The organism is Geodermatophilus sp. SYSU D00663 (genome assembly GCF_054050655.1).
Genome location: NZ_JBJGZT010000025.1, coordinates 38,304 through 64,604, shown reverse-complemented (window position 1 = coordinate 64,604; position 26,301 = coordinate 38,304). Strand labels below are relative to the sequence as shown.

The window sequence follows — 26,301 nt, the reverse complement described above, 5'->3', positions numbered from 1 at the left end:
AGGATGGTCCCCCGTGAGCCAGGTCTGGACGACGCCGCACCGCCCGACCCCCGTGGACGCGGTCGTCCCGCTGCCCGGGTCCAAGTCGATCACCGCGCGGGCGCTGGTCCTCGCGGCGCTCGCCGACGGCCCGAGCCGCGTCGTGCGCCCGCTGCGGGCCCGCGACACCGACCTCATGGCCGCCGGCCTGCGCGCGCTCGGCGTCGGGATCGCCGAGGACGGCGCCGACTGGCTGGTCACCCCCGCGCGGCTGCGCGGCCCGGCGGAGGTCGACGCCGGGCTGGCCGGCACCGTGCTGCGCTTCCTGCCGCCGGTGGCCGCCCTCGCCGACGGCCCGGTCCGGCTCGACGGCGACCCGCGGCTGCGCGAGCGCCCGAACGCCGGGCTGATCGCCGCGCTCCGCGACCTCGGCGTCGAGGTCGACGACGGCGGCCGCGGCCGGGCGCCGTTCACCGTGCACGGCACCGGCGCGGTCCGCGGCGGGGCGGTGACCGTCGACGCGAGCGAGTCCTCGCAGATCGTCTCGGGGCTGCTGCTGGCCGCCGCCCGGTTCACCGACGGGATCGACCTCGCCCTGGCCGGCGGGGTGCCGTCGATGCCGCACGTGGAGATGACCGTCGCCGCGCTGCGCGAGCACGGCGCCGACGTCGTCGCCACCGACCGCGGCTGGCGGGTCGCCCCCGGCCCGCTCGCGGCGCTGGACCGCGTCGTCGAGCCCGACCTGTCCAACGCCGCGCCCTTCCTCGCCGCGGCGCTGGTCACCGGCGGGCGGGTCACCGTGCCCGACTGGCCGGCGGCCACCACCCAGCCCGGCGCGCAGCTGGACGCGCTGCTGGGCGCGATGGGCGCCGAGGTCGAGCGGACGCCGGACGGCCTGCGGGTCACCGGCACCGGCCGCATCGCCCCGCTGGTCGCCGACCTGGGCGACGTCGGCGAGCTGACCCCGGTGCTCGCCGCGCTGTGCGCGCTGGCCGACGGGCCCTCCCGCCTGACCGGCATCGCCCACCTGCGCGGCCACGAGACCGACCGCATCCAGGCCCTCGACGAGGTGCTCACCGCCGTCGGCGCCCGCGTGCGCCAGCTGCCCGACGGCCTGGAGGTCGAGCCGGGCCCGCTCCGGGCGGCGCTGCTGGACTCCTACGCCGACCACCGCATGGTGCACGCCGCCGCCGTCCTCGGCCTGGCCGTCGACGGCGTGCGGGTCTCCGGGCCCGAGGCGGTCACCAAGACGCTGCCGGACTTCCGCGAGCGCTGGGCGGGCATGCTCGCCGCGACCGCGGGGGTGGCCTCCTGAGCCGCCGCCACGACAGCCGCTCGGACGAGGACGACGTCCGGGTCCGGCCCAACCGGCGCGGCTCCCGCCCGCGCACCCGCACCCGGCCGGCGCACGCCGACGCCGTCCCCGGCCTGGTGATCGCGGTCGACCGCGGCCGGATGACCGTCCGGATCCCCGGTCCCGACGGCGCCCCGCTCGAGGTGACCGCGATGCGCGCCCGGGAGCTGGGGCGGCACGGCGTCGTCGTCGGGGACCGGGTGCGGCTGGTCGGCGACACCAGCGGCCGGCCCGACGCCCTCGCCCGGATCGTCGTCATCGAGGAGCGGACGACGTCGCTGCGGCGCACCGCCGACGACACCGACCCCACCGAGCGGGTCGTGGTGGCCAACGCCGAGCAGCTCGTCGTCGTCACGTCGGTGACCGACCCCGACCCGGCGCTGGGGTTCCTCGACCGCTGCCTGGTGGCCGCCTACGCCGGCGGGCTGGAGCCGCTGTTCTGCCTGACCAAGACCGACCTGGCCAGCCCGCAGGCGCTGCTGGACCGGTACGCCGGGCTGGACGTCGGCGCGGTGGCGGTGTCCAGGGAGACGCCGCTGGACCCGCTGCTCGAGCGGCTGGAGGGGCGCACCAGCGTGTTCGTGGGCCAGTCGGGCGTGGGCAAGTCGACCCTGGTGAACCGGCTGGTGCCCGAGGCCGGCCGGGCCACCGGCGAGGTGACGAAGATCGGCAAGGGGCGGCACACGTCGTCGTCGGCGGTGCTGTTCGACCTGCCCGGCGGCGGCACGATCGTCGACACCCCCGGCATCCGCTCCCTGGGCCTGGCGCACGTCACCGCCGACGACGTCGTCGCGGCCTTCGACGACCTCGCCGAGGCCGCCGTCGACTGCCCGCCCGGGTGCGGGCACTCCGCCGACGACCCCGACTGCGCGCTGGACGCCTGGGCGGCCGACGGCCCGCCCGGCCGCGCCGAGCGGCTGGCCAGCGTGCGGCGGCTGCTGGACGCCGTGGGCCAGCTCGGCCCCGGTCACTGAGGAGAGGAGCCTCCGTGGAGCAGCGGGTCCACTTCCTCACGCTGGCCACCGCCGACCTCGACGCCGCGCGACGGTTCTACGTCGAGGGACTCGGCTGGACGCCGCTGCTCGACGTGCCCGGCGAGATCGTCTTCTTCCAGGTCGCGCCGGGCACGGTGCTGGCCTTCTTCGAGACGGCGCAGTTCGCCCGGGACCTCGGCACCGGGCCCGCCCGGCCGGAGGTGTCCGGGCTGACACTGGCGCACAACGTCGGCGACCGCGACGCCGTCGCCGCGCTGTGCGAGCGGATGGCCGCCGCGGGCGGCACCGTGCTCACCCCGCCCGAGGAGGGTGCCTTCGGCGGCGTCTTCCACGCGCTGGTGCGCGACCCCAACGGTGTCGTCTGGGAGATCGGGCACAACCCCGGCTGGTCGGTCGACGCCGACGGGACCGTCCGGCTCGGCTAGCCCCGTCCGGGACGCGCGAACAGCCCGTCGGGCACCGGCTCGTCGACCGCCTCGATGCGCAGGTCGTGCGTCTCGCCCGCGTGGGTGCCGTCCAGCGCCTCCGCCCACACGCACACGCCGGTCCGCAGGTCGAGCCGGACGAGGTGCGCGGTCGGGTACTCCACGCCCTCCGGGACGCTCCCCCACTCGAGCTCGTCGACCCGGCGGCTGCGCAGCAGCGGGCAGCAGCCGCAGCGCGGCTCGTACCGGTCGGTGGGCACGACCAGCGCCTCCCAGGCCGGGCGGCCGGCGTGCTCGACCTCGCGCAGGCCGTCGACGGTCAGCGCCGGCCCGGCGGGCGCCCCGGTGTCCGGGTCGACGCCGTCGGCGAGCTCCCGCGGCCGCAGCTCGGCCACCCAGCGGTAGTCCTGCCACATCGGGTCCTCGCCCGCGCCGGCCTCCCGGACGACGCCGAGCAGCCGGCCGGCGGCGTCCTCGACCCGGAGCCGGTCCGGCCGGCGCAGCCAGGCGCGGACCGGCTCGGACCACGTCCACCCGCGGCGCCGGCGCTCGGTGAACCGCAGCGTCGTCCACCGGTCCGGGGAGGACCGGGCGAGCGCGCGGAAGGCGTCGGCGTCGGGCACACCCGGCAGTGTGGTCCCCGGCCGGGGCACCTGTCCCGCGGACGGTCGTGCTCTGCCCACAGGGGTGTGCAGAGCACGAGCGTCGGCAGGAGGACTAGACGTCGACCCAGCCGCCGGTCCGCCAGTAGAGGCCGGCCTCGCGGGAGAGCAGCCCCTCGTCGACCAGGTAGCGGCGCAGCGCGGCGGTGTCGGGGTGCCAGACCGCCAGCAGCGCGTTGACCTCGCGCTCGGGATAGCGGACGCCGACGTCGAACACCCGCACCACGTGCTGGAGCACCAGGCGCCGCTTGCTCTGCTGCGCCGGGATGGTGGTCAGCCGGCCGTCGCGGATGAACGCGGCGAGCACCGCGGACTCGGCCGGGTCGTCCGACAGCGGCTCCGGCGCCGGTGCCGCCTCCGCCGCGGCGCGGGCGGCGGCGCCGAACCGGTCGGTCAGCAGCTCGAGGACGTGCCCGTCGCGGCGGACCAGCCCGGCCCGGGCGAGCCGGCGGGCGGCGAGCGCGACGTCCTTGAGCGACAGCCCCGAGGCCGCGGCGACGTCCTCGATCGTCCCGGCGCCCAGCGCCAGGGCCGCCACCACCTTCAGCCGCGTGGGGTCGGCCAGGAGCCCCACGATCGTCGCCGCGTCCATCCCCTCGACGGTATCCGTGCATCGCAGCACGTGGGCGGGGGTAGCGGCACCGGCATGGTGAGCCCCATCGACCTCCAGAAGGCCCTCAAGGGCCTGGACTACCCCGCCAGCAAGGAGCAGATCCTCGAGCACGCCAAGGGCGCCGACGCGGAGGTCCTGGACGCGCTGCAGAAGATCGCGGACCGGGAGTACGAGGGGCCCAGCGGCGTCAGTGCCGCGGTCTTCGACTGACCGCCCGCTAGGTTCGGTGCCCATGACACCGGGCCGGGACTTCACGGGGGACATGCACCTGGCGCACGTGCTGGCCGACCAGGCGGACTCCATCAGCATGGAGCGGTTCCGGGCCCTCGACCTCGCCGTCGAGACCAAGCCGGACCTGACGCCGGTCACCGACGCCGACCGCGCCGTCGAGGAGCAGCTGCGCATCACCCTCGCCCGGGCCCGCACCCGCGACGCCGTGCTCGGCGAGGAGTTCGGCGTCACCGGCCACGGCCCGCGGCGCTGGGTGCTCGACCCGATCGACGGGACGAAGAACTTCGTCCGCGGCGTGCCGGTGTGGGCGACCCTCATCGCGCTGTTCGACGGCGACGAGGCGGTCGTCGGCCTGGTCTCGGCGCCGGCGCTCAACCGCCGCTGGTGGGCGGCCAAGGACGTCGGGGCCTGGACCGGGCGGCGGCTGGAGTCGGCCACCCGGTGCCACGTCTCCGGCATCACCGACCTCGGCGACGCGAGCCTGTCCTACTCCAGCCTGTCCGGCTGGGAGGAGCGCGGCCTGCTCGACGGCTTCCTCGACCTCACGCGGTCGGTGTGGCGCACCCGCGCCTACGGCGACTTCTGGAGCTACGTGCTGCTGGCCGAGGGCGCGGTCGACGTCGCCTGCGAGCCCGAGGTGTCGCTGTGGGACCTCGCCGCGCTCGACGTCATCGTGCGCGAGGCCGGCGGGCGGTTCACCGACCTCACCGGCGCCGACGGGCCGGCCGGCGGCAGCGCCCTCGCCACCAACGGCGTGCTGCACGACGCCGCGCTGGCGCACCTGCGCCTGCCCGACCCCGCCGCCCGGTGACGACGGAGGCCCCTCCCCGATCCCGGGGAGGGGCCTCCGTGTCCGGGGCTACGCCGTGGGGCGCGGGCCGCCGCCGGTGCCGCGGCCACCGGTGAACCGGCGACGGGCGTCGTCGATCCGCGCCTTGGTCTTGGGGTCCTTCGCCAGCTGCTGGGCCTTGGCCGACACCTGCTTGAGGGTCTGCTGACCCTTCGGGCTGCGGGCGAACTGGGCCACCTTGTCGAACACCGACGCCATCTCGCGTGCCTCCTCTCGCCGGGGCCCGTCCTGGGCCCTCCGTCCCGGTCAACGGTGCCCGGGCCGGCACCGTTCCATGCGGCCGGTCAGGCCCGCCGCGGCTCGACCGGCAGGCCGGTGCCGCGCCCGGCGAGCAGCGCCGCCCCGACCGCCGACGCGCTGCGCAGCGGCAGGTACCTCACCGGCCGGCCCAGCAGGCCGGCGAGGGTCTCCCGCACCAGCGGCGCGCGTCCCCCGCCCCCGGTCAGGACGACGGGGCCCCCGGGCACCTCCCCGAGCAGCGCGGCCGCCGCGGCGACGGCCGACAGCACCCCCTCGACGGCGGCCCGGGCGAGGTCGGCGCGGGTGGTGCCGGCGCCCAGGCCCGACCAGCCGGCACGGTCCTCCGGCCCGGCCACCCCGCCGCGCTCGCCGGTGAGGAACGGCCGGAACACCGCTCCCCCGGCCCCCGGGGGCGACGTCGCGGCCAGGTCGAACAGGTCGGCGGGCGGGACGCCGAGCACGCCGGCCACCCAGGTCCACGCCGAGCCGCCGTTCTGCAGCGCGGCCATCGCGTACCAGCCGCCCTCGGCGTCGGCGTAGCCGTGCACCGGCGGGTCGTCGGCCGGTGCGGGCGTCCAGCCGGGCCGCAGCACCTGCGCGCCGGTGCCGAGGTTGACCTGCAGCCCGGCGGTCGTGCCGGCCGCGAGCAGCGCCAGCGGCGTGTCCCCGCCGCCGACGACGACCGGGACCTCCGCCCCGCCGAGCACCGCCGTCCCGGCCACCTCCGCCGAGGGCCGCACCGCCGGGAGCAGGCCCGGCGGCACCCCGGCCGCGGCCCGCGCGGCGGCGGACCAGCCGTCGGCGACGACGTCCCACAGCAGCGTGGCCGAGGCGTCGCTGCGGTCGGTGACCCGCGGGTCGGTGCCGGGCAGCAGGGTGGCGCGGAGGGCGTCCTTGGGCAGCAGGACGGCCGCGGCGCGGTCGACCAGGTCGGGCCGGTGCGCCGCCAGCCAGGCCAGCACCGGGCCGGTCATGCCCGGCACCAGCGGGTTGGCCAGCGCGGCGCGGTCGGGAGCCGGCAGCGCCCGCCACCGGCGGACCTCCGCGGCGGCCCGCCGGTCCGGCCACAGCACCGCGGGCGCGAGCGCGGCGCCGGCGTCGTCGACGAGCACCGTGCCGTGCATCTGGCCGGACAGGCCCAGCCCGGCCACCGGCCGGCCGCCCAGCGCGGGCAGCAGCCGGGCGAGCGCGTCGTCGAACGCCGCCCGCCAGGTGCCGACGGCGCACTCGGCCCAACCCTCCCGCGGGCTGTCCACGTGGTAGCCGGCCTCGGTCTCGGCGACGGTGCCGCCGTCCTCGCCGAGCGCGACGAGCTTGAGCCCGCTGGTGCCGAGGTCGGCGCCGAGCAGGACGGCGCTCACCGCGGGCCGTGCGCGAACCCGCCGGAGCGGCCGGTGCGGTCGGCCAGCAGCCCGGCCAGCGTGCTCAGCGCGATCTCCGCCGGCGCGCGGGAGCCGATGTCCAGCCCGATCGGCCGGTGCACCCGGGCCACCTCCTCCGGCGGGACGCCGAGCGCGGCCAGCGCCGCCACGTGCGGGCCCTGGTGCCGCGGGTTGCCCATGACGCCGACCCAGCGGACCCGGCGGGCCAGCGCGTCGCGCAGCACCTCACCGAGCTCGGGGCGGTGGTGGTCGGTGACGACGACGTCGGCCCGGTCGAGGTCGAGGGCGTCCTCGAGGTCGGCCAGCGAGCGGGTGCCGTCCCCGCCGGCCGGGTCGACCAGCGCGGTGCGGAAGCCGAGCTCGGCGCCCCAGCGCAGCAGCACCTCGGCCACCGGGGAGGCGAACACCGCCACCAGCACCCGGTCGGTCGCGGGGGCGGCCGGTGCCCCGTGCGCGACACCGCACGCCGGGTCGCTCACGCGGCGCGCTCCGGGCTGTCGCCGTAGGCGTACCCGGCGTCGGCGTACCGGCCGCCGACGGCGACCCCGGGCGGGGCGATCTCGCCGAGCCGGGCGAGGTCGTCGGCCGACAGCTCCACGGCGAGCGCGCCGGCGTTCTCCTCCAGGTAGGACCGCCGCTTGGTGCCGGGGATCGGGACGACGTCGGGGCCCTGCGCGAGCACCCAGGCCAGCGCCAGCTGCCCGGGCGTGCAGCCCTTCTCCCCGGCCATCGCGCGGACGGCGTCGACCAGGCGCAGGTTCGCCGCGAACGCCTCCCCGGTGAACCGCGGGTGGGTGCGCCGCCAGTCGTCGTCGGCGAAGTCGTCGGGGCTGGTGATCGCGCCGGTGAGGAACCCGCGGCCGAGCGGGCTGAACGGCACGATGCCGATGCCCGCCGCGCGGGCGACGCCCAGGACCTCGGTCTCGAGGTCCCGGGTCCACAGCGACCACTCGCTCTGCAGCGCCGCGATCGGGTGCACGGCCACCGCCCGGCGGACCGACGCGGCCGACGCCTCCGACAGGCCGAGGTACCGGACCTCGCCCCGCTGCACGAGCTCGGCCATCGCCCCGACGGTGTCCTCGATCGGCACGCGGGGGTCCACCCGGTGCTGGTAGTACAGGTCGATCACCTCGACGCCGAGCCGGCGCAGGCTGGCCTCGGCGCAGGCGCGCACGTTCTCCGGCCGGCCGTCGATGTCCATGCCCCCGCGGTCGTTGCGCCGCAGCGAGAACTTCGTCGCCAGCTGCACCTCGTCGCGCCGACCGCGGATCGCCTCGCCGACCAGCTCCTCGTTGTGCCCGTCGCCGTAGACGTCGGAGGTGTCCAGGAAGGTGATGCCGAGGTCGAGCGCGCGGTGGACCGTCGCGATCGACTCGTCGCGGTCGGCGGCGCCGTACATCTGGCTCATGCCCATGCAGCCCAGGCCGAGGGCGGAGACGACCAGGCCGTTCCGGCCGAGCGTGCGGGTACCGGCGGGAGCAGTCATGCCCCGCATCCTCGTCCCGCCGCGAGCGGCCCCGCCACCGGCCGTTTCCGCGCCGGGCGCCCGGGTAGCCGCCCGGGCGACCGACCCCGGGAGGACCCCATGAGCGCGCGCCCCGCCCGCCGCACGGCCCGGCTGCTCGGCCTGGCCAGCCTCGGTCTCGGCACCTCGATGCTGGCCTCGCCCACGGCCGTCGCCCGCTTCGCCGGCGTCGACGACTCTCCCGTGGCGCTGCCGGTGGTCACCGCCGTCGGCGCCCGGGAGCTCGCGCACGCCGCCGGCCTGCTCGCCGGCCGACCCGGCTGGGCGTGGACCCGCGTCGCCGGCGACGCCGTCGACCTGGCCGTCATGGGCGTCGCCCTGCAGAACCGGCGCGGCGAGCGGGAGCGCCGGCTGCGCAACGTGCTCGTCGGCGCCTCGGTGCTGGCGGCGCTGGACCTGCTCACCGCCCTGCGCTCCCGGCGGCGGACGTCGGCCCCCACCCTGACCCCGGTGACCCGGCCGACGACGGGGCTGGTGGCCCCGCTGATCGACGTCCGGCCGGCACTGGCCGGCGAGCCCCGGCGCCCGGTCGCCACGGCCCCGGACGCCGGAGCCGTGGACGCCGGAGCCGTGGACGCCGGGTAGCTCTCAGCCGCGCGCCAGGCCGTCGACGCGGGCGACCTCCTCGGCCGACAGCGCGAAACCGCCGATCTCCAGGTTGGCCCGGATCCGCTCCGGGGTGGCCGACTTCGGGATCACCACCACCCGTGCTCGACGTGCCAGCGCAGCACGACCTGCGCCGGGGTGACGCCGTGCGCGTCGGCGACCTCCCGCAGCACCGGGTCGCCGAGGTCGGTGTTCTTGAACGGGCTGTACCCCTCGAGGACGACGCCGCGCTCCCGGTGCCCGTCCTCCACCGCCGGGTCGTACAGCGCCGGTGCCCAGCTGACCTGGTTCACCTGCGGTGCCACGCCGGTCGCCCGGGCGAGCCGGTCCACCGCGTCCAGCGAGTAGTTGCTGACCCCGACCGCCCGGGCCCGCCCGTCCTCGCGGGCGGCGACGAACCGCTCCCACAGGCCCTCGTCGGAGCCGCCGGGCGGCCAGTGCACCAGCCACAGGTCGACCGCGTCGAGGCCGAGGGCGTCCAGCGACGCCGACAGCGTGCGGTCGGCCCGGCCCGCCTCGCGCGGCGGCAGCTTGGTGGTCACGAAGACCTCGTCCCGGTCGACGCCGGAGTCGCGCAGCGCCCGGCCGACCTCGGCCTCGTTGCGGTACATCGTCGCGGTGTCCAGGTGCCGGTAGCCGGCGTCCAGGGCGGTGCGGACGGCGTCGTAGCAGGTGCTGCCGGTCATCTGCCAGGTGCCGAAGCCGAGCAGCGGCATGCTGCCGCCGCCGGTCAGCGGCGCGGACGGGAGGGGCGCGGTCATGCCGCAGCCCTGCCCGGGCCGGCCGGCGGCGACACGCGCCTCGGCGGACGGACGCGGGCGGGAACCCGCCGACGACGGCCGCCGGCCCGGGGCGCGGAGGGGACGGCGGCGCAGCCGGGAAGCCGTCGGGGTGGTGGGATGGGACACACGGCGCCCACCCGGAGCGCCGACGAGGAGGTCCGCGTGCAGTACGCCGAGTCCGTGGTCGACCTGATCGGCGGCACCCCGCTGGTCCGGCTGTCGAGGGTCACCGCCGACCTCGGCCCGGACGCGCCGCTGGTGCTGGCCAAGGTCGAGTACCTCAACCCCGGCGGGTCGGTGAAGGACCGGATCGCCGTGCGGATGGTCGACGCCGCCGAGGCCAGCGGGGAGCTGAGGCCCGGAGGGACGATCGTCGAGCCGACCAGCGGCAACACCGGCATCGGGCTGGCGCTGGTCGCCCAGCAGCGCGGCTACGAGTGCGTCTTCGTGTGCCCGGACAAGGTCAGCCAGGACAAGATCAACGTGCTGCGGGCCTACGGCGCCGAGGTCGTCGTCTGCCCCACCGCCGTCGACCCGTCGGACCCGCGGTCGTACTACTCCGTCTCCGACCGGCTGGCCCGCGAGACCCCCGGCGGCTGGAAGCCCGACCAGTACGCCAACCCGGCCAACCCGCGCTCGCACTACGAGACCACCGGCCCGGAGATCTGGGAGCAGACCGAGGGGAAGGTGACCTGCTTCGTCACCGGGGTCGGCACCGGCGGCACGATCAGCGGCATCGGTCGCTACCTCAAGGAGGTCAGCGACGGCCGCGTCCGCGTGGTCGGCGTCGACCCCGAGGGGTCGGTGTACTCCGGCGGCACCGGACGGCCCTACCTGGTCGAGGGCGTCGGCGAGGACTTCTGGCCCGAGGCCTACGACCGCTCGGTCGCGGACCGGATCGTCCCGGTCTCCGACGCCGACTCCTTCCGCATGACCCGCCGGCTGGCCCGCGAGGAGGGGCTGCTGGTCGGTGGCTCCTGCGGGATGGCCGTCGCCGGCGCGCTGCGCGCCGCGGAGGAGCTGGGGCCCGACGACGTCGTGGTGGTGCTGCTCCCCGACGGCGGCCGCGGCTACCTCAACAAGATCTTCAACGACCGGTGGATGGCCGACTACGGCTTCCTCGACGTCGCCACCGGCGAGACGGTGGGCGAGCTGCTCGCCGCCAAGGACGGCGCGACGCCGGTGCTGGTGCACACCCACCCGAACGAGACGGTGCGCGACGCCATCGACATCCTGCGCGAGTACGGCGTCAGCCAGATGCCGGTCGTGCGGGCCGAGCCGCCGGTGACCGCCGGCGAGGTCGTCGGCTCGGTGGACGAGAAGGTGCTGCTCGACGCCCTGTTCGCCGGCCGCGCCTCGCTGGCGGACCGGGTGGAGAGGCACATGTCCGCGCCGCTGCCGATCATCGGCTCCGGCGAGCCGGTCAGCGCCGCGGTGGCGGAGTTCGGCGAGGCCGACGCGCTGGTGGTGCACGTCGACGGCAAGCCCGCGGGTGTGGTCACCCGGCAGGACGTGCTCGGCCACCTGGCGGGGGTGACCCGGTGACCGGGTTCTCCGGCTTCGACACCCGCGCGATCCACGCCGGGCAGGACCCCGACCCCGCCACCGGCGCCGTCGTCGTCCCGCTGCACCTGGCCACCACCTTCAAGCAGGACGGCGTGGGCGGGCTGCGCAACGGCTACGAGTACGCCCGCAGCGCCAACCCCACGCGCGACGCCCTGCAGCAGCTGCTGGCCTCCCTCGAGGAGGGCACCGCCGGCCTGGCGTTCGCCTCCGGCCTGGCCGCCGAGGACACCCTGCTGCGCACCGTGTGCGAGCCCGGCAGCCACGTCGTCCTCGGCGGCGACGCCTACGGCGGCACGTTCCGGCTGATCTCGAGGGTCGTCTCGCGCTGGGGCGTCGAGCACACCCCCGTCGACCTCAACGACCCCGACGCCCTGCGCGCCGCGATCCGGCCCGGCGCCACCCGCGTGATCTGGTGCGAGACGCCGACCAACCCGCTGCTCAACGTCGCCGACATCGCGCTCACCGCCGAGGTGGCGCACGAGGCCGGCGCGCTGCTCGTCGTCGACAACACCTTCGCCAGCCCCTACCTGCAGCGGCCGCTGACCCTGGGCGCCGACGTCGTCGTGCACTCGACGACGAAGTACCTCGGCGGGCACTCCGACGTCGTCGGCGGCGCGCTCGTCGTCCGCGACGCCGACCTCGCCGAGCAGCTGGCCTACCACCAGAACGCCATGGGCGCGGTGTCCGGCCCGCTGTCGGACTGGCTGGTGCTGCGCGGGATCAAGACCCTCGGCGTGCGGATGGAGCGGCACCAGGCCAACGCCGCCCGGATCGCCGAGTACCTCACCGGGCACCCGGCGGTGTCCCGCGTGCTCTACCCCGGCCTGCCCGACCACCCCGGCCACGACATCGCGGTCAAGCAGATGTCCGGCTCCGGCGGGATGCTGTCGTTCCGGGTGGCCGGCGGCGAGGAGGCGGCGCTGCGGGTCTGCGAGCGGGCGCGGCTGTTCACGCTGGCCGAGTCGCTGGGCGGGGTGGAGTCGCTGATCGAGCACCCGCACCGGATGACGCACGCCAGCGCCGCCGGCTCGCCGCTGGAGGTGCCGGGCGACCTGGTGCGCCTGTCGGTGGGCATCGAGGACGTCGACGACCTGCTCGCCGACCTGGAGCAGGCGCTGGCCTGACGGCCTCAGCGCGGGGCGGGTCAGCGCGGAAGGGTCAAGATCCTCGGGCCGTCCTCGGTGACCGCGACCGTGTGCTCGACGTGCGCGGCCCGGCTCCCGTCGGCGCTGCGCAGCGTCCAGCCGTCGGCGTCCACCCGGTAGCCGTCGCTGCCGCCGGCGAGGAACCACGGCTCGATCGCGATCACCAGCCCGGCGCGCAGCGGCACGCCGCGGCCGGCGCGGCCCTCGTTGGGCACGTGCGGCGCCTCGTGCATGGTGCGGCCGACGCCGTGCCCGCCCTGGTCGGTGTTGATGCCGCAGCCACCCGCCCGCCCGACCGCCCCGATCGCCGCCGAGACGTCGCCCACCCGGTTGCCGACCACCGCCGCCGCGATCCCCGCCGCCAGCGCCCGCTCGGCGGTCGCCACGAGCGCGAGGTCCTCGGGCCGCGCGGTGCCGACGGGGAAGGTGATCGCCGAGTCGCCGACCCAGCCGTCCAGGGTGGCGCCGGCGTCCACGCTCAGCAGGTCGCCGTCCTCGAGCTCCCGGGTGGTCGGGATGCCGTGCAGGGCGACGTCGTTGACCGACAGGCAGACCACGCCCGGGAACGGCGGGGTGGTCGCGTGCGGGGCGTAGCCGAGGAACGGCGAGCCGGCGCCGGCGTCGGCCAGGACGTCGCGGGCCACCCCGTCCAGCTGGGTCAGCCGGACACCGGGGGCGGCCGCGGCGCGGACGGCGGCGAGCACGTCGGCGACGACCGCCCCGGCGGCCCGCATGGCCTCCAGCTCGCCCGGCGTGCGCAGCTCGATCATCTGGGTCCTCCCGGGATCGGTGTCCCGGCAGCACCGGGATTCATATCCCGGTATTACTATCACGCCATGGTGCGACCGCCGCTGAGCCCCGAGGAGCGCGAGCGCGGCCGCCGGCTGGGCGCGTTGCTGCGGGCCGCGCGGGGCGACCGCTCCCCCGCCGAGGTCTCCGCCGCCTCCGGGGTGAGCCTCGAGGCGCTGCGGAAGATCGAGTCCGGGCGGGTGCCCACCCCGGCGTTCTTCACCGTCGCCGCCCTAGCCCGGACGCTCGACGTCCCGCTCGACCGGCTGGCCGCGGACCTCACCGCGCCGGGCGCCGGGACCGCGCTCTCCGCCTGAGGGCGTTCAGCCGGCGATCGACAGCGCCCCGGTCGGGCACTGCTGCACGGCGTCCCGCGCGGCGTCCCCGTCGTCCGGCGTCTCCTGCAGCACCCGCACCGCGCCGTCGTCGTCGACCTCGAAGACGTCCGGGGCGAGCAGCTCGCACTGCCCCGAGCCCACGCACAGCTCGCGGTCGGCGGTGACCCGCATCAGCGGGTCCCGCCGAGGCGGGCCGGCAGCCGCTTGAGGCCGTTGACGAACGAGGACGCCAGCCGGTCGGGCGGGCCGGTGACCTCGAGGTCGGGCAGCTGGTCGAACAGCGCCCGGAAGGTCACCTGCAGCTCGCGGCGGGCCAGGTGCGCGCCGAGGCAGAAGTGCGGGCCCTTCGAGCCGAACCCGACGTGCGGGTTGGGGTCGCGGCCGACGTCGAAGCGCTGCGGGTCGGCGAAGACCTCGGGGTCGCGGTTGGCCGCCGCGTAGAACAGCAGGAACTTCTCCCCGGCGGTGAACCGGAGGCCGCCGATCTCGCCGTCCCGGGTGGCGGTGCGGCGCATCCAGGTGACCGGGCTGACCCAGCGCACGACCTCCTCGACGGCGGTGCGGTCCAGTGACGGGTCGGCGGCCCACCGCGCCCGCTCCTCCGGCCACTCCGACAGCGCCAGCAGGCCCTGGGAGATGGCGTTGCGGGTGGTCTCGTTGCCGGCCACCAGCAGCAGGATGAAGAACGAGGCGATCTCCTGGTGGGACAGCCTCTCGCCGTCCACCTCGGTGGTGACCAGCGCGGTGGTGAGGTCGTCCCGGGGCCCGGCGACGCGCTCGGCGGCCAGCCGCTCCATCAGCGCGGCCATCTCCGCGCCGGCGGTGAGGAAGGCGGTCAGCGGGTCGTCGTTCTCGATGAGCTCGGGGTCGCCGCCGGAGAGGATGACGTTCGAGTTGGCCAGCACGGCCGCCCGGTCGGCCTCGGGGACGCCCATCATGTCGCAGATGACCCGCAGCGGGATCGGAGCGGCGATGTCGGCGACGACGTCGATGACGCCGTCGTGGGCCGCAGCCGTCACCCGGGCCCGCGCCAGGACGTCGTCGACGACGGCGCGCACCGAGTCCAGGGTCCGCTCGAGCATCCGCGGCGTGAACGTCTTCGAGACGATCCGGCGGATCTTGGCGTGCCGCGGGTCGTCCATGCTGATCAGCGAGCCGTAGAACTCGTGCAGCTCGGCCGGGACGTCCTGCATCGACACGGCGCCCTGCCCCGAGCAGAACACCGCCGGCTGGGAGCTGATCGCCTCGAGGTCGGCGTAGCGGGTGACGGCGTGGTAACCCGGGCCGGCCGGGATGCCGGGCAGGTCGGGCTCGGCGAAGAACGCGAAGGGCCGCTCCCGGCGGAGCCGGTCCAGGGCCGCGTGCCGCTCGGCCGGCGGGCGGGTCCACCAGTCCCGGTCGGACAGGTCGACGTCGCCGAGGTCGACGTCGGTGGGGTCGACGTCGGTGGGGTCGACGTCGGTGGGGTCGACGTCGGTGGGGTCGGCGACCTCCGCACCGGACTCTGTCTGCGGGATCGGGGCCTCGACGCTCACGGGCGACCTCCTCGTCGAGCGGTCAGCAGTGACCGTCAACCTAGAGAGGACGCCGTGTGACGGGCAACACACCCGCGTACGGGCCCGCGCCCGGCCGCCCGCGGGTCAGGCGTCGCCGCGGTCGACCAGGTCGCCGTACTCGGGGTGGCGCTCGATCCAGCCGCGGACGAACGAGCAGCGCGGCACCACCGTCTCCCCGCGCGACCGGACGTCGTCCAGGGCCGCCCGGACGAGCCTGCCGCCCAGCCCGGACCCCTCGGCGTCGGGGTCGATCTCGGTGTGGGTGAAGACCACCCGCGCACCCCGCCGGGAGTACGCGGCCAGCCCCAGGAGGCGGTCGCCGTCGCGGATCTCGTAACGCTCGGACTCGGGGGCGTCCTGCACGGTCGGCTCCATGCCGTTCCGCAACCGGGCCGGCGCCCGCCCTGTTCCCGTCGACCACCCCGGGATGCGACGAGGGCCCCGGAGCGTCTGCTCCGGGGCCCTCGTGCCGTGGTAGCGGGGACAGGATTCGAACCTGTGACCTCTGGGTTATGAGCCCAGCGAGCTACCGAGCTGCTCCACCCCGCGTCGGTAGGACCCACTGTACACGCCTCCCCGGGCCCGGTGCGGGGGGTGTGGGCAGCGCCACCCGGGTAGGACCGCGGTGCCGGGTGAGCAGCCGCCCGGCACCGTTCCGGCCCGGAGGCAGCCCGATGACCGCGAGTACGAGCAACCAGGACGTCGTCGAGATCCTGACCACCGACCACCACGAGGTCCTCGACCTCGTCGGCCGCATCCCGGCCGCCGATCCCGCCGAGCGGCGGGACATGGCCGACACCGTGATCGCCGAGCTGATGCGGCACTCGGTCGCCGAGGAGATGTTCGTCTACCCGGCCATGCGCGAGCACCTGCCCGACGGCGAGGCGGCGGTGCAGGACGACATCCAGGAGCACCAGCAGCTGGTGGAGGTGATGAAGGAGCTCGAGGACGTCGACTCCGCCGACCCCCGGTTCCTCGAGACCCTCAGCCGCCTCGAGCAGGTGCTGCGCCACCACGTCACCGACGAGGAGACCGAGCAGTTCCCCCAGCTGCGCGCCCGGTTGAGCCCGGACCAGCTCGTGGAGATCGGCCGGAAGGTGGAGGCGGCGAAGAAGGCCGCGCCCACCCGGCCGCACCCGTCGTCGCCGCACAGCGCGCTGTTCCACAAGACCGTGGGACCGGGCGTCGGGATGGTGGACCGGCTCCGCGACGCGCTGACCGGCCGGTCGGACAACACCTGAGGCACCGGGACCCGGTCCTCCGCCGGAGGACCGGGTCCCGCGCGGCGCCGGGGACCTTGTCCGGCGCCGGGCGCGGGAGGACGCTCGACCGCGCGGCGATGCCGCAGGGGCACCGCCGCCGGTCCGAGAGGGGGGCGGCATGTACGCCCGATCCACCACCATCCGCGCCAACCCCGGTTCGCTCGACGACGCGATCGCGTACGTGCGCGACGAGGTGTGGCCGGCCCTGCAGGACATGGACGGCTGCGTCGGCCTGTCGATGATGTGCGACCGGGAGTCCGGCCGGTGCATCGCGACGTCGGCGTGGGAGGACCGGGAGGCGATGCGGGCCAGCGCCCAGCGCGTGCACCCGCTGCGCGAGCACCTGGTGGAGCGCTTCGGGACGGGTGAGGACCCCGAGGTGCAGGAGTGGGAGATCGCCGTCCTGCACCGGGAGCACACCGCCGCGGACGGCGCCTGCGCGCGGCTCACCTGGAGCCGCGGCGACCCGGCCCGGGTCGACCAGATCCTCGAGATGTACCGCTCCACCCTGATGCCGCGCCTCCAGGAGCTGCCCGGCTTCTGCAGCATGAGCCTGCTCGTCGACCGGGACAGCGCCCGCGCCGTCGGCACGGTCGTCTTCGAGGACCGCGCGCACCTCGAGGGGACGCGGGACCAGGCGCGCATGCTCCGGGAACGGGCCGTCGACACCATGGGCATCGACATCCTCGACGTCGCCGAGATGGACCTCGTCCTCGCCCATCTCCGGGTACCCGAGACCGTCTGACCCCGGGCACCCCGGGGGACGGAACGGCACCGGCCCCCACCGCTGGGCGGTGGGGGCCGGTGCCGTTCGGAGTAGCGGGGGGACCGGCCGGACCACCGCTCTCGCTGTAGCGCCTCGGCCGTTCCCGCAGGTCACCAGCACCTGCCCACGCAGCTGCACACCCATGGCGTGGTCCGGCTCCCGACCCGCCGTCCTGGAACGCCGGGACGCGGTGGTGACCACGACACCGCTGGCGGACAGTGCGATCTCGCCGGTGCGGCGGCACGTCCACCTGCCTCGCCGCCCCGTCGCGTCGTGTGGCGGTGCGGCTGCGGCCCCCGGCTACGGCTGGGCGACTCCGTGCCGGTAGGCCCATCGGACTGCCTGGGCGCGGTCGCGCGCACCGGTCTTGGCGAAGACCCGGTTGATGTGCGTCTTGACCGTCGCCTCGGAGACCACCAGCCGCGCTGCGATCTCCGTGTTGGAGAGCCCGCCGGCGATGAGCGCCAGCACCTCGGTCTCCCGGTCGGTGAGCGGGCCGCCGGGACGGCGTTCGCCGGCGAGGCCCTGCAGCAACCGGGCCTGCACCTGCGGGTCCAGCAGCGCCTGCCCGGCATCGGCAGCGGCGACGGCGCGGGTGATCTCGGCCATCCCGGCGTCCTTCGTCAGGTAGCCGCGGGCGCCGGCGCGGAGGGCGGCGAGAACGGAGTCGTCGTCGGCGTGCGTGGTGAGCACCACGACCTCGACGTCGGGGTGGTCCCGGCGGATCCGGCGGGTGGCCTCGACCCCGTCCATCACCGGCATCCGCAGGTCCATCAGGACGACGTCGGGCTGCTGTTCGGCGACCTGGTCGAGCGCTTGCGCGCCGTGCTCGGCGACGCCGACGAGCTCGAGGTCCTCGACCAGCTCGAGCAGCGCCGTCAGCCCCTCGCGCACCAGGCGCTGGTCGTCGACGACCAGGACGCGGATCACGCCGGGACCTCGAGGTGGACGTGGAACCCGCCGTCGACCGGCCCGGCGTGCAGCCGCCCGCCGAGCAGGGCCGCGCGCTCGGCCAGGCCGGACAGGCCGTGCCCGCCGCCGGTCCCGTGCAGCGCGGCCCGCTCGCGGCCGCCGCCGTCGTGGACCTCGACCACCACGCCGTCGGGCCGCCAGTCCAGCCGGACGCGCACCGGCGCGCCGGCCGCGTGCTTGCGGGCGTTGGTCAGCGCCTCCTGCACGGTGCGGTAGACGGCGAGGGACGCCTCGGGAGCCAGCGGCACCGGTTCGCCGCGGACGTCGAGCGCGCACGGCGTCCCGGTGGCCGCCTGGTGCTGCGCGAGCAGCTCCGCCAGCGCGTCGGGTCCGGGCACGACGCCCCCTCGCAGCGTGGACACCGCCCGCCGGGCCTCGACCAGCCCGCCGCGCGCCAGCTGGTGCGCGCGGGCCAGGCCGCCGGCCAGCGGGTCGGCCGCGCGCTCGGCCCGGACGGCGAGGGCCTCCAGCTGCAGGACCAGCGCGGACAGCGTGTGCGCGAGGACGTCGTGCATCTCCCGCGAGATGCGGGTGCGCTCGGCCAGCGCTGCGGAGGCCTTCTCCGCCTCCCGGCTGCGCTCGAGCTGCACGACCAGCTGATCGGCCCGCGCGCGCTGCTCCTGCTCGCTGCGCAGCAGCAGGCCGAACAGGAAGAACAGCGCCGCACCGCCGGTCACCACGGTGATGAAGACCCCGGCGTTCGGCGCCTCCAACGCCAGCACGACGTCGAAGAGGACCACGCTGACCGCGGCGACCGTCGCGGCCGTTCGGCGCGGCAGCCGCAGCGGCGCGTAGGCCACGCCCAGGTAGAGCCCGATGCCGCCGGTGCCGGTCGGGTCGCCGTGCCGGGCGGCGGCCGAGGCCACGGCCATCACCAGCAGCAGCACCACGGTGGTCCGGACCGGCGCGTCGAACCAGAGCAGGAAGACCAGGGCCGCCGCGGCGTAGACCGCCACCGACAACGTGACGACCAGCGCGTCGCCGGAGGTCCCGAGCCCGACGCTGCTGCCGGCGTTGGCGACCACCACCAGCGCGACGACGGCGAGCCCCACCGGGAGGACCCACCGCCGCTGCCCGTGCACGGGCGACAGTCTCCACCCACGGGTGGACGCCGGAGACCAACCCGCGCGCCGACGATCCGACGGCCCGGCGGCGGCACCGTTTCCGCATGCTCACCGCAGCGCAGGACCTCAACCTCGCCGTCCGCTTCGGACTGGAGCTGGGACTGCTGGCCGTCGTCGCCGTCGCCGCCTGGCGAGGCGCCCGGTCGCCCGCCGCCCGGCTGGCCGCCGTCGTGCTGGTCCCCGGTGCCGTGGCGGTCGGCTGGGTGCTGCTCGTGCACGGCGGGTCCGTGCCGCAGCCGGTACGGGTGGCCGCCCAGCTGGGCGCCCTCGCCCTCGGCCTCACCGCCCTGCGGCGGCTCGGTGCCCGCCTGCCCGCCACCGCTGCGGTGGCCGCGCTCGCCGTCGGCAACGCCGCACTGCTCGCCGTCTGGAACCAGTGACCATCCCGTCCCGGAGGAGATCCGCCGTGTCCACCACCGTCCCCGTCCCCGTCGCCGTGCGCTCGCCCAACGCCCCCGCGGTCGCCGCTGCCGCCTACGTGCTGTCCTGGATCGCCGGTCTGCTGCTGGCGCCGGCCGCGCCGGAGCGCGACGCGCCACCTGCGGAGATCGCCGGCTTCTACGCCGATTCCGGACCGGCCGTCGTGTCGTCCGCGCTGCTCGTGCACGGCACCGCCGGCCTCGCCCTCGCCGGACTCACGATCGGGCTCGCCCGGGTCACCGGCGTCCGCGGCGGGCTGCGCCGGGCCGTGGTCGGCATCGGCATCACCGCCGCAGCGCTGTCCCTCCTGCAGTTCGCCCTCGCCGTCACCGCGGTCGTCGGCGAGCACGCCGCCACGACCAGCCGCACGCTGCTGCTCGCCATCGACTTCGTCGACGTGCTCAAGATCGCCCTGCTCGCCGCCTTCGCCGCGGTCGCGACCACCGCCGCCGCTCGAGCCGGCGCCGCGGCCCGCTGGCTGCAGGTCACCGCGGCCGTCCTGGTTCTGCTGCTGCTGGTGGGCAGCGCGGCGCTGGTCGGCGTCGACGCCCTGGTGCCGGTGCTCGAGATCTCCCTGCTGCTCCTGCTCGCCTGGGCGGCCGCGGTCGGCTACCTCGTCGCCCGCTCCGCCCGCTCGCAGACCCGGCCCCAACCGGCCCCCGGCGCCTGATCTGACCGCGGCACTCGAGGAGGACCCCATGAGCCCCGGGACCCTGATCAACTGCTTCGAGGTCACCCCCGAGCGAGACGAGCGCTTCCTGCAGCCGTGGCGGCAGGCCGACGACCTGCTCCGCAGCAGGGGCGGCTACCGCACCACCCGCCTGCACGAGGCGCTCGGACCGCAGGCCCGCTCCCGCCACGTCCACGTGGCCGAACTCGCCTCGGTCGAGACCTGGCGGTCCGCCGTCGCCGGCCCCGAGTTCGCCGCGCTCGCCGCCCGGATGGCCGACCTCTCCCCCACTCCCGGCTTCCACACGGTGGAGATCGCCCGCAGCACCGCAGGTCCGGAGCAGGACCGGTGAGGACCGCGTCGGCCACGCTGCAGGGAGCGGTGGGGCCGGCCGCGCCCGCCGATCAGGGCACCCTCCCCGAGACAGTTCACCGCTGCGTCGACGTCGGCAGTCACATGGTGGCGGTCACCGTCCGCGGTACCCGTCCCACGCCGGCCTCGGCGGCCGCGGTCATCGTCACCGGGGCCGGGGACTGCCAGGCATCGTGGACACCGGCCGCCGACCTGCTGGCGAACCACACCCGCGTGATCACCTACGACCGGGCCGGCCTGGGCCGCGGCCGACCTGGCCCGGCTCCGACCGTGCAGGGCTACCTCGACGAGCTGCAGGCCGTGCTCGACGCCTGCCTGCCCGAGGGCCCCTACGTGCTGGTCGGGCACTCCCTCGGGGGCCTGATCGCACGCCTGCACGCGCAGCAGCACCCCGACCGGCTGGCCGGCCTCGTGCAGGTCGACGCCACCCCGGAGCAGATCGCGGACGACCGCGCGGTGCAGGTCGGCTTCGCCGTCTCCGGCGTGCTCGCCCACCTGCTGCGGGGCCTCGCGCCGTTCGGCGTGGTGCGGGCACTCCTGCGCCTGCGGGCGTTGCCCCTCTACCCGGAGCAACGCACGTTCGAGGCCCGGCTCAGCGCCGGCCAGCGCCGCGAGTGGGTCGCCTCGGTCGCCCGCAGCTTCGGCCTCCGGGGTGCGGCCGGAGCGGAACTGCGCTCAGTCCTGTCCTGCGCCCGCGAGGCGCGGCGGCGCACCGCCGGTGTGGGACGGCCCCAGTTCGGCGACCTGCCGCTCGTGGTGCTGACCAGCCGCGCGTGGGGCGAGGAGTGGGTGGCGATGCACCGCGAACTGGCCACCCGATCCACGTGCAGCATCCACCGCGTCTTCGACGACCGCCGGCACAACATCCACATGGCCCATCCCGACGCCGTCGCCGAGGCAGTGACCTCCCTCCTCCGGCCCACGTCGCTCCGACCGAACGCTGGTCCCCCACCGCAGTGACCGCCTCGGCTGCGGCTACGCGGTTCCGGGCGTGCTGACCCGGCTCCAGCAACATGAGCGACGACCGCTCGGGCAGGCGGTGCTGGGCCGGGGCGGTGCCGCTCGTTCGGCGGAGACGCGTTGGCGGATCGTGAACTGCTCGCGCTGGGACCGGGCCGCCGGATCGGCCTCTGACCTCGGCGACGACGTCCAGCACGGCGCCGGCGACCGTGTCGGGCGCGTCGGCGTGGGCGTCGCGCCCGGTGTCGGCCAGGAGGAGCCGGCCGTGGCCCGGGAGCGCCGCGAGTGCCCGTTGCGAGCCCTGCGCCAGGTCCTCGAGTCGGGCGGCCTCCATGCCGGCGAACTCGGCCGCTGCCGTGTGGAGGCTGCCGTGGCGCGCACCGAGCCGACGGGCCTGGGCGCGGTACGGCTGAGGCAGTCGGTCGACCGCTCCCAGCGGCACGGAGGGCAGCCGGGCCAGCAGTTGGGGAACGCCCCGACGGAGGCGGTGGCCAGCGCCGTCGACGTGCGGGAGGCGAGGGCGAGCGCGCGGGTGGACGCGGCCACCCGCGCGCGGACCGGTCCCCAGGTGATCGCCGGACCGCCGGCCCCGCCGATGAACACGACGGCGGGCGCGCCAGAGCCGCTGTCGACGCAGCTCACCGGCCCCGTCCGGGTCCGCAGCCGGCGACGACGGCTCCCGGTGGTGGACCCGGCCACGTGGCTCGCCTCCGCTTCCCTCCGGTGGTCGGGGCCGACGGCCACGGATCGCTCAGGCCGGCAGCGGCTCTGCGGCCGGGAGGCCACGGCCGAGGAAGCCCAGCAGCCGCAGGTGCACCGGGGCAGCAGCGGGTACGGGCACCGCAGGTCCGAACACCCCGGGCAACCGGAACGCATCGAACCCCATGCCCTCCATCAACGCGAGCAGCCACTCGGCCCGCGCCTGGTCGATCTGTTCGAGACGGTCGGTGGCGACGGCGAGGTCGAGTCCGTGGACGACGACCTCGGTCAGCTCGATGACCGCGCCCAGCGGCGCCGGCACCGGGCCGAGGGAGATCGTCAGCGTTCGCGCCACGGCGCCCGGGGCCCGGGGCCCGCCAGGCGGCCAGGACGGCGTCGGCGGCGTCGCGGTAGGCGGCGGACGGGTGCCCGTGGAGCCAGTCGTCCGCTCCCCGGCGCCCTCCAGGACGGCCAGTGCATCGAGCGCCCGCCTGCCGTCGTCGGCCTCGCCGACCACCGTCATCCCGGCTCGGTCGCCAGGTAGGCCGCCAGCCCGGTGCGGACCACCTTGTGGTCGTCGACCAGGAAGACCCGCGCCGGCCCTGCGTCGTCAGGCTGTGCTGCCACGGCCACGCATGCTGCCCGACCTCCGGCGGACGGGGGCGGGACCCCGCCCCCGTGTTGCGAGCATCCCCGGTGCGCCCGCGGTGAGGTGCATGCACATGCGACAGGGGCCCTCACAGTCACTGTGAGGGCCCCTGTCGTCTGGTAGCGGGGGCAGGATTCGAACCTGCGACCTCTGGGTTATGAGCCCAGCGAGCTACCGAGCTGCTCCACCCCGCGTCGGTGAGACCACCCTACACCCGGTCGCGGGGCGGGGGTGCACCGGGTCGGCACACCCCCGCCCGCGCGGCTCAGCCGGTCGGCGTGGCCGGCGCCGCGGCCGCGCCCTGGGCCGCCTCGTAGGCCTCGACCGCCCGCTGCAGGTCGGCCAGCGCCTGGCCCTGCGCGGCGAAGTCGCCGCTGCGCTGGGCCTCGGCCAGCCGCTGCAGCGCCGCGTCGAGGTCGGCGACCGCCTGGTCCAGCGCCGTGTCCGACCCGTCGGCCGGCGGCGTCGTCGGCTCGGCCGGCGTGGTCGGCTCCGCGGGCGTGGTCGGCTCGGCCGGCGTCGGCTCCTCGGTGTCCGGGGTGGTCCCGGCGTCGTCGGAGTCGGTCGCGGTGTCCCCCGCCCCGGCCCCGAAGACCTGGTCCAGCGCGTCGGAGAGGGTGTCGGCGTAGCCGACCCGTCCGCCGTAGTTGACCAGCACCTTGCGCAGCAGCGGGAACGAGTTCTGCCCGGTCCCCTCCACGTACAGCGGCTGCACGTAGAGCAGGCCGTTCTCCCCGATGGGCAGCGTCAGCAGGTTCCCGAACACCGCCTGCGAGTCCTCGCTGTTGAACAGCGTCAGGTCCCGGGCGACCTCGTCGTTGGTGTTGAACGACTGCTGCACCTGCTGGGGCCCGCGGAAGGGCGTGTTGCCGGGCAGCCGGAGCACCTGGATCGAGCCGTAGGTGTCCGGGTCGCTGGAGGCGGAGATGAACGCCGAGAGGTTCTGCCTGCGGAAGGCGTTCAGCGCGCTGGTCAGCTGGAACGTCGCGTCCGGCTCGCCCGGTCGCGCGGCGAGGATGTAGTACGGCGGCTGCGCCTCCTCGGTCTGCGTGTCCTGCGTCGGGTCGGCCGGCACCGCCCAGCGGTCGTTCTGGCTGTAGAAGTCGCCCGGGTCGCTCACGTGGTAGCGGGTGAGGACGTCCCGCTGCAGCTTGAACAGGTCCTCCGGGTAGCGGACGTGGCTGATGAGCTCGTCGCTCATCTCCGACCGCTCCTCGATCACGCCCGGGAACGCGGCCATGTAGGCCTTCAGCACCGGGTCGTCCTCGTCCCACTCGTAGAGCCGGACGGTGCCGTCGTAGGCGTCCACGGTGGCCTTGACCGAGTTGCGGATGTAGTTGAACTGCTCGTTCGGCAGCGCCGCGGTCCCCTGGCCGGTGAGCGCGTCCTGCGCCGCCTCGCCGAGCTCCATCCGCTCGGAGTACGGGTAGGCGTCCGACGTCGTGTAGCCGTCGAGGATCCACTGCACGCGGCCGTCGATCACCGCCGGGTAGGGGTCGCCGTCGACGGTGAGGAACGGCGCGGCCTTCTCCACCCGCTCGCGCGGATCGCGGACGTAGAGCACCTTCGAGGCGTCGTTGACCGCACCGGAGAGCAGGAAGTTGCGCTCGCGGTAGTAGATGGCGAACGTCAGCTGCCGGAAGAAGCTGCCGATCGCGACGCCGCCCTCGCCGTCGTAGGTGTTGTTGACCTCGCCCTCGGAGCCGTCCTCGGGCCGGTCGAACTCGCGGGCGTCGGCTCCCTCGGGCGCCCCGACGACGGAGTAGTCGTCGATCAGCTCGCCGTAGTAGATCCGGCCCTGCTCGACCTCGATGTCACCGGTGGTGGGCAGGTCGCGGCTGGTGAAGTTCGGCTCGCCGCCCTCCTGCCCGGTGACCACCTGGTTGGCCGGCGCGGCGACGAACCCGTTGCCGTGCGTGTAGACGGTGTGCCGGTTGATCCAGGTGTCCTGGTTCTCCGACAGGCTGCCGCTGTCGAGCTCGCGGACGGCGACGACGTAGTCGCGGGTCTCGCCGTCGATCGTGTACCGGTCGATGTCGAGCTTCTCGGGGAAGCCGTACACGTTGCGGATCTGCTGGCGCGCGGTGAACGTCCCGGCCAGCACGTTCGGGTCGAGCAGGCGGGCGTTCGGGATCGTCGCGTCGTCGTCGCGCAGCTCGGCCAGCGCGGCGTCGGTGTCGACGTCCTCCCCGGTGTTCTCCTGGGCGAAGTCCGTGTACTCGACCTCGGTGAGGTCGTAGGCCTCGCGGGTGGAGGCGATCGCCCGCTCGATGTAGTCGGCCTCGCGCTCGTTGGCGCTCGGGCGGACGACGAACTGCTGCACGATCGCCGGGTAGGCCACGCCGATCACCAGGCTGGACAGCAGCAGCAGGACCAGCGCGGCGGCCGGCAGCCGGAAGTTGCGGACGACCACGTTGGCGAAGAACGCGACGGCGCAGAACGCCGCCGCGAACACCAGGATCGTCTTGGCCGGCAGCAGCGCGTTGACGTCGGTGTAGCTCGCGCCGCTGAACAGCTCGCCTCGGTCGGAGTAGACCAGCCCGTAGCGGTCGAACCAGTAGGCGACCGCCTTGAGCGCCACGAACAGGCCGAGCAGCACCGACAGCTGCACCATCGCCGCGCCGGTGAGCTTCTGCCCCGGCGTCTGCAGCCGCAGGCCACCGAACACGTAGTGGGTGAGCAGCGAACCGATCAGCGCAAGCAGCACGATGGCGAAGCCGAAGCTCAGCAGCAGCCGGTAGAAGGGGTACTCGAAGACGAAGAACGACAGGTCGAGGCCGAACTGCGGATCGACGTCGCCGAACGGCGTCGAGTTGCGGAAGGTCAGCCAGGTCTCCCAGCTGCCCTGCGCGGTGAACCCGGCGAACAGGCCGACGACGACCGCGACCGCCGACAGCACCAGGGTGCGGCGGGGCTCGAGCGACTGCCGGTAGCGCTCCAGGTTCTGCTGCTCCAGCGACATCGGCCGGAACGCCGGGCGGAACCGGTAGGCCAGGTAGACCGCCAGCGCGGTGAGCCCGCCGGTGGCCACGCCGGCCACGGCGAACAGCAGGGCCCGGGTCTGGAGCTCGGTCCAGAAGACCTCGGTGTACCCGGTCTCGTCGAACCAGAGGTAGTCGACGTAGACGTTGGTCAACGTCCCGATGGCCGTGAACAGCACCAGCAGCACGGCGATGGACCCGATGACCACCTTCGCGCGCCGCGACAGCGTCGGCACGGACACGGGGGGCCGCATGGCCACGAGCGGTCTCCTTCAGTTGCAGGTGCGGCGGGCCCCGGGGGGCGCCGTCGCGGTGTGGCGACCGCGTGCGGTCGGACGTGTGGGGCGCCGGTCGGCACGGGCGCCGGGCTGGCGCACGAGCGGCCGGT

Annotated in this window: 30 protein-coding genes and 2 tRNA genes; 15 read left to right on the top strand and 17 right to left on the bottom strand. The window is 75.7% G+C overall.

The window, feature by feature from the left end:
• Positions 1 to 13: 13 nt before the first annotated feature.
• From aroA to ACI79Z_RS18100, 3 genes are all read left to right on the top strand, one after another.
• Positions 14 to 1,294 carry a 3-phosphoshikimate 1-carboxyvinyltransferase gene (gene aroA / locus ACI79Z_RS18110; RefSeq protein WP_387990238.1) on the top strand — a complete coding sequence of 427 codons (1,281 nt, stop codon included), beginning with the start codon at positions 14 to 16 and terminating at the stop codon, positions 1,292 to 1,294.
• A 116-nt stretch (positions 1,295 to 1,410) separates the two neighbouring features.
• The gene (gene rsgA / locus ACI79Z_RS18105; protein WP_387990241.1) at positions 1,411 to 2,307 is read left to right on the top strand and encodes a ribosome small subunit-dependent GTPase A; all 897 of its coding nucleotides are present in this window, start codon (positions 1,411 to 1,413) and stop codon (positions 2,305 to 2,307) included.
• Positions 2,308 to 2,321: 14 nt separating this feature from the next.
• The gene (locus ACI79Z_RS18100; protein WP_387990244.1) at positions 2,322 to 2,753 is read left to right on the top strand and encodes a VOC family protein; all 432 of its coding nucleotides are present in this window, start codon (positions 2,322 to 2,324) and stop codon (positions 2,751 to 2,753) included.
• Here the strand turns inward: ACI79Z_RS18100 and ACI79Z_RS18095 are convergent.
• The gene (locus tag ACI79Z_RS18095; protein WP_456903419.1) at positions 2,750 to 3,376 is read right to left on the bottom strand and encodes a hypothetical protein; all 627 of its coding nucleotides are present in this window, start codon (positions 3,374 to 3,376) and stop codon (positions 2,750 to 2,752) included. The genes ACI79Z_RS18100 and ACI79Z_RS18095 overlap by 4 nt on opposite strands.
• A gap of 94 nt (positions 3,377 to 3,470) precedes the next feature.
• Positions 3,471 to 4,007: a DUF2087 domain-containing protein gene (locus ACI79Z_RS18090; protein WP_387990250.1), complete on the bottom strand. Its 537-nt coding sequence runs from the start codon at positions 4,005 to 4,007 to the stop codon at positions 3,471 to 3,473.
• Between the two features lie 54 nt (positions 4,008 to 4,061).
• Here ACI79Z_RS18090 and ACI79Z_RS18085 point away from each other — a divergent pair, with 54 nt between their 5' ends.
• Positions 4,062 to 4,238 (top strand): DUF2795 domain-containing protein, encoded by a 177-nt coding sequence (locus tag ACI79Z_RS18085; RefSeq protein WP_387990253.1) that lies wholly within the window; start codon positions 4,062 to 4,064, stop codon positions 4,236 to 4,238.
• Between the two features lie 22 nt (positions 4,239 to 4,260).
• The gene (gene hisN, locus ACI79Z_RS18080) at positions 4,261 to 5,070 is read left to right on the top strand and encodes a histidinol-phosphatase (RefSeq protein ID WP_387990256.1); all 810 of its coding nucleotides are present in this window, start codon (positions 4,261 to 4,263) and stop codon (positions 5,068 to 5,070) included.
• 48 nt (positions 5,071 to 5,118) lie between these two features.
• Here hisN and ACI79Z_RS18075 read toward each other — a convergent pair whose 3' ends face one another.
• From ACI79Z_RS18075 to ACI79Z_RS18060, 4 genes are all read right to left on the bottom strand, one after another.
• Positions 5,119 to 5,307 carry a hypothetical protein gene (locus ACI79Z_RS18075; protein ID WP_387990259.1) on the bottom strand — a complete coding sequence of 63 codons (189 nt, stop codon included), beginning with the start codon at positions 5,305 to 5,307 and terminating at the stop codon, positions 5,119 to 5,121.
• 86 nt (positions 5,308 to 5,393) lie between these two features.
• Entirely contained in the window at positions 5,394 to 6,710 is a 1,317-nt protein-coding gene (locus tag ACI79Z_RS18070; protein WP_387990262.1) for an FGGY family carbohydrate kinase, read from the bottom strand.
• Positions 6,707 to 7,210, bottom strand: coding sequence for an XdhC family protein (locus tag ACI79Z_RS18065; RefSeq protein ID WP_387990264.1), 504 nt, complete (start codon positions 7,208 to 7,210; stop codon positions 6,707 to 6,709). The genes ACI79Z_RS18070 and ACI79Z_RS18065 overlap by 4 nt, the downstream gene beginning before the upstream one ends.
• Positions 7,207 to 8,217, bottom strand: a complete 1,011-nt coding sequence (locus ACI79Z_RS18060; RefSeq protein WP_387990267.1) for an aldo/keto reductase — start codon at positions 8,215 to 8,217, stop codon at positions 7,207 to 7,209. The genes ACI79Z_RS18065 and ACI79Z_RS18060 overlap by 4 nt, the downstream gene beginning before the upstream one ends.
• Before the next feature lie 99 nt (positions 8,218 to 8,316).
• On the opposite strand from ACI79Z_RS18060, the gene ACI79Z_RS18055 reads away from it, so the two are divergent.
• Positions 8,317 to 8,841, top strand: a complete 525-nt coding sequence (locus ACI79Z_RS18055) for a hypothetical protein (protein WP_387990270.1) — start codon at positions 8,317 to 8,319, stop codon at positions 8,839 to 8,841.
• A gap of 110 nt (positions 8,842 to 8,951) precedes the next feature.
• On the opposite strand, the gene ACI79Z_RS18050 is transcribed toward ACI79Z_RS18055, so the two are convergent.
• Complete coding sequence (locus ACI79Z_RS18050) at positions 8,952 to 9,623, bottom strand: aldo/keto reductase (protein ID WP_456903418.1); 672 nt, start codon at positions 9,621 to 9,623, stop codon at positions 8,952 to 8,954.
• Positions 9,624 to 9,806: 183 nt separating this feature from the next.
• On the opposite strand from ACI79Z_RS18050, the gene ACI79Z_RS18045 reads away from it, so the two are divergent.
• Positions 9,807 to 11,189 (top strand): cystathionine beta-synthase, encoded by a 1,383-nt coding sequence (locus ACI79Z_RS18045; protein ID WP_387990274.1) that lies wholly within the window; start codon positions 9,807 to 9,809, stop codon positions 11,187 to 11,189.
• Positions 11,186 to 12,334, top strand: a complete 1,149-nt coding sequence (locus ACI79Z_RS18040) for a cystathionine gamma-synthase (protein WP_387990277.1) — start codon at positions 11,186 to 11,188, stop codon at positions 12,332 to 12,334. Before ACI79Z_RS18045 ends, ACI79Z_RS18040 begins: the two co-directional genes overlap by 4 nt.
• Before the next feature lie 20 nt (positions 12,335 to 12,354).
• On the opposite strand, the gene map is transcribed toward ACI79Z_RS18040, so the two are convergent.
• Positions 12,355 to 13,125 (bottom strand): type I methionyl aminopeptidase, encoded by a 771-nt coding sequence (gene map, locus ACI79Z_RS18035; RefSeq protein ID WP_387990280.1) that lies wholly within the window; start codon positions 13,123 to 13,125, stop codon positions 12,355 to 12,357.
• A 66-nt stretch (positions 13,126 to 13,191) separates the two neighbouring features.
• On the opposite strand from map, the gene ACI79Z_RS18030 reads away from it, so the two are divergent.
• Positions 13,192 to 13,461 carry a helix-turn-helix domain-containing protein gene (locus ACI79Z_RS18030; protein ID WP_387990283.1) on the top strand — a complete coding sequence of 90 codons (270 nt, stop codon included), beginning with the start codon at positions 13,192 to 13,194 and terminating at the stop codon, positions 13,459 to 13,461.
• 6 nt (positions 13,462 to 13,467) lie between these two features.
• Here ACI79Z_RS18030 and ACI79Z_RS18025 read toward each other — a convergent pair whose 3' ends face one another.
• From ACI79Z_RS18025 to ACI79Z_RS18010, 4 genes are all read right to left on the bottom strand, one after another.
• Positions 13,468 to 13,653 (bottom strand): ferredoxin, encoded by a 186-nt coding sequence (locus ACI79Z_RS18025; RefSeq protein ID WP_387990286.1) that lies wholly within the window; start codon positions 13,651 to 13,653, stop codon positions 13,468 to 13,470.
• Positions 13,653 to 15,017 carry a cytochrome P450 gene (locus tag ACI79Z_RS18020; RefSeq protein ID WP_456903417.1) on the bottom strand — a complete coding sequence of 455 codons (1,365 nt, stop codon included), beginning with the start codon at positions 15,015 to 15,017 and terminating at the stop codon, positions 13,653 to 13,655. Before ACI79Z_RS18020 ends, ACI79Z_RS18025 begins: the two co-directional genes overlap by 1 nt.
• A 105-nt stretch (positions 15,018 to 15,122) precedes the next feature.
• Positions 15,123 to 15,413 (bottom strand): GNAT family N-acetyltransferase, encoded by a 291-nt coding sequence (locus ACI79Z_RS18015; RefSeq protein WP_387990292.1) that lies wholly within the window; start codon positions 15,411 to 15,413, stop codon positions 15,123 to 15,125.
• A gap of 97 nt (positions 15,414 to 15,510) precedes the next feature.
• Positions 15,511 to 15,587, bottom strand: a tRNA-Met gene (locus ACI79Z_RS18010).
• Positions 15,588 to 15,712: 125 nt separating this feature from the next.
• On the opposite strand from ACI79Z_RS18010, the gene ACI79Z_RS18005 reads away from it, so the two are divergent.
• Both ACI79Z_RS18005 and ACI79Z_RS18000 read left to right on the top strand, forming a co-directional pair.
• Positions 15,713 to 16,279, top strand: coding sequence for a hemerythrin domain-containing protein (locus ACI79Z_RS18005; RefSeq protein ID WP_456903416.1), 567 nt, complete (start codon positions 15,713 to 15,715; stop codon positions 16,277 to 16,279).
• A gap of 139 nt (positions 16,280 to 16,418) precedes the next feature.
• The gene (locus tag ACI79Z_RS18000) at positions 16,419 to 17,045 is read left to right on the top strand and encodes an antibiotic biosynthesis monooxygenase (protein WP_387990298.1); all 627 of its coding nucleotides are present in this window, start codon (positions 16,419 to 16,421) and stop codon (positions 17,043 to 17,045) included.
• A gap of 321 nt (positions 17,046 to 17,366) precedes the next feature.
• On the opposite strand, the gene ACI79Z_RS17995 is transcribed toward ACI79Z_RS18000, so the two are convergent.
• Both ACI79Z_RS17995 and ACI79Z_RS17990 read right to left on the bottom strand, forming a co-directional pair.
• A complete protein-coding gene (locus ACI79Z_RS17995) occupies positions 17,367 to 17,996 on the bottom strand; it encodes a response regulator transcription factor (RefSeq protein ID WP_456903415.1) in 630 nt (209 codons plus the stop codon).
• Positions 17,993 to 19,120 carry a sensor histidine kinase gene (locus ACI79Z_RS17990; protein WP_387990304.1) on the bottom strand — a complete coding sequence of 376 codons (1,128 nt, stop codon included), beginning with the start codon at positions 19,118 to 19,120 and terminating at the stop codon, positions 17,993 to 17,995. Before ACI79Z_RS17990 ends, ACI79Z_RS17995 begins: the two co-directional genes overlap by 4 nt.
• 86 nt (positions 19,121 to 19,206) lie before the next feature.
• Between ACI79Z_RS17990 and ACI79Z_RS17985 the strand changes: the two genes are divergently transcribed.
• The 4 genes from ACI79Z_RS17985 to ACI79Z_RS17970 are packed head-to-tail and all read left to right on the top strand — an operon-like array spanning position 19,207 to position 21,584.
• On the top strand, positions 19,207 to 19,542 hold the full coding sequence (locus ACI79Z_RS17985; RefSeq protein ID WP_456903414.1) for a DUF2568 domain-containing protein: 336 nt from the start codon (positions 19,207 to 19,209) through the stop codon (positions 19,540 to 19,542).
• A 26-nt stretch (positions 19,543 to 19,568) separates the two neighbouring features.
• Complete coding sequence (locus ACI79Z_RS17980) at positions 19,569 to 20,252, top strand: hypothetical protein (RefSeq protein ID WP_456903413.1); 684 nt, start codon at positions 19,569 to 19,571, stop codon at positions 20,250 to 20,252.
• A gap of 28 nt (positions 20,253 to 20,280) precedes the next feature.
• Positions 20,281 to 20,604 (top strand): antibiotic biosynthesis monooxygenase family protein, encoded by a 324-nt coding sequence (locus ACI79Z_RS17975; RefSeq protein WP_387990312.1) that lies wholly within the window; start codon positions 20,281 to 20,283, stop codon positions 20,602 to 20,604.
• Positions 20,601 to 21,584 carry an alpha/beta fold hydrolase gene (locus ACI79Z_RS17970; RefSeq protein WP_456903412.1) on the top strand — a complete coding sequence of 328 codons (984 nt, stop codon included), beginning with the start codon at positions 20,601 to 20,603 and terminating at the stop codon, positions 21,582 to 21,584. Before ACI79Z_RS17975 ends, ACI79Z_RS17970 begins: the two co-directional genes overlap by 4 nt.
• A gap of 751 nt (positions 21,585 to 22,335) precedes the next feature.
• Here the strand turns inward: ACI79Z_RS17970 and ACI79Z_RS17965 are convergent.
• From ACI79Z_RS17965 to ACI79Z_RS17955, 3 genes are all read right to left on the bottom strand, one after another.
• The gene (locus ACI79Z_RS17965; protein WP_456903411.1) at positions 22,336 to 22,800 is read right to left on the bottom strand and encodes a hypothetical protein; all 465 of its coding nucleotides are present in this window, start codon (positions 22,798 to 22,800) and stop codon (positions 22,336 to 22,338) included.
• 249 nt (positions 22,801 to 23,049) lie between these two features.
• Positions 23,050 to 23,126, bottom strand: a tRNA-Met gene (locus ACI79Z_RS17960).
• 71 nt (positions 23,127 to 23,197) lie between these two features.
• Positions 23,198 to 26,167, bottom strand: a complete 2,970-nt coding sequence (locus ACI79Z_RS17955) for a UPF0182 family membrane protein (protein WP_387990408.1) — start codon at positions 26,165 to 26,167, stop codon at positions 23,198 to 23,200.
• Positions 26,168 to 26,301 lie beyond the last annotated feature (134 nt).